The sequence below is a fragment of the Marinobacterium arenosum genome, assembly GCF_019795155.1.
GTDB lineage: Bacteria > Pseudomonadota > Gammaproteobacteria > Pseudomonadales > Balneatricaceae > Marinobacterium_C > Marinobacterium_C arenosum.
Genome location: NZ_JAILYN010000109.1, coordinates 1 through 1,561, shown reverse-complemented (window position 1 = coordinate 1,561; position 1,561 = coordinate 1). Strand labels below are relative to the sequence as shown.

Below are 1,561 nucleotides of genomic sequence, written 5' to 3'. Positions count from 1 at the left end.
CCTTCACCTCTCAAGGTGAAGCGTTTCAGCCCCTTGTTGGTGTTGATATTACCGAACACCGGTTCCACCGTACCCAAACGCTCGCTGTACAGGTGACGCCCCATCGGGCTATCGATCTTCTCTTTCATCTTGTCGATGTAGCTGGCGTCTTTTTGCCTCGCCTCGGGGTAGAAGCTGACCTGTCGCCCTTCCTGCTGATTTGGGTTGCGCAGACAGCGGGCTTTCAGGGGGCAGACGCGGCACTGTTTGCGGTAGCCCTGGAAGCGGATCACCTCCCGGCCCGCCACCGGGCCCTTCAGGCTCAGCCACATCGGCTTGCCCGCCGGGCAACGACAGCTCTGGTTCACCGGATCGTAGTCGAAGTCGGCCGGCGTGAAGCGTTTGAACTGGCTTCCTCGCTCCTTGCGCCGCTTGGCCTGCTGTTGGTTATAGGTGGTCGAGTCGATGAAGCGCGGATCGCGTTTGCGGAACTGGTTGTCGGCGATGTAGCCGTCGATCCCCAGCCGGTAGATCAGCTTCATGTTGGCTTCGCTGTGGAAGCCGCTGTCGGCGGTTACCCTGGCCTTGCGCAGGATAAAGGGATCGCTCTCGGGCAGGGCCCGGAACTGGCGCCGGATGCCGAACAGCATCGGGCTCAGGGTGTGCTGTTCCTGGCCGGCGCCGTAGGCCTGGGCATGGACGATGATCTGGTGTTTGCTGTCTACGGCGGCGACGCCGTTGTAGCCCTGGATCACGCCCTTGGCCGTTTTCATCTTGGCACTGTCCGGGTCGGTGATATTGCTTTTAATCGGTGTCCCGCGGCGACCGAGCCGTTCCGGTTCGGTCGCCAAGTGCTTTTTTATCTTGGCGCTGACCCGCTCCAACTTCTCGATCTGCTGGACCTGTTTCTGCTGTACTTCGGGCTCGAGCTGCTGGTCCTGGGCCTGATGCGTCGTCAGCATCCGCTCCACCGCGCCGTCGATCTTGTGCTGCTTGCGAGTCAGCTCGGCCCGGGTGCCGCTCCACTCTTTGGAGGCATTTGACGGCAATTTGCAGCCGTCGATGGCGAACATTTCTCGACCGATCAGCCCCATGCCATCGCAGACCATCAGTACCTGGGTGAACAGCGGGGCGATCACATCCTTCATACGGCTGACGAAGTCGGCGATGGTGCTGTGATGTGGTTGGCTGTCTGCCGACAGCGCCATAAAGAGCACATTCTCCCGGCAGGCCTGGGCGATCTTGCGGCTGGAGGTGATCCCCCGCGAATAGGCGAACAGGACGATTTTCAGCAGGATGGCCGGATCGTAGGCCGGCGCGCCGTTGTAATCGTTGCGGTAACGGGATTCAAACGGCGTCAGGTCGAGGTCGTTATCGACCACATGGCTGAGGGTATATTCAAAGGTGCCGGGCTGGATCTGATCCGCAAACCGCAGCGGAATCATCTTGGTCTGGTTGTAGTCGTAGTGCTTGTACCGTGCCATCCCTTGCACCCTCTGCGGTAAAGTTCTATCTGGCGATTGTAGCGGCTTCCAGCTCCGCAGACCAAGGGCTGTAGGACTTATCCGACAGCCTCAACGCC

1 protein-coding gene is annotated in these 1,561 nt (G+C 60.3%); it reads right to left on the bottom strand.

From position 1 onward, the window contains the following. Window positions 1-1,463: IS1182 family transposase (locus K6T12_RS21380; protein WP_222225000.1), on the bottom strand; the 1,463-nt coding region annotated here is incomplete at its 3' end. Between the last annotated feature and the right edge of the window lie 98 nt (window positions 1,464-1,561).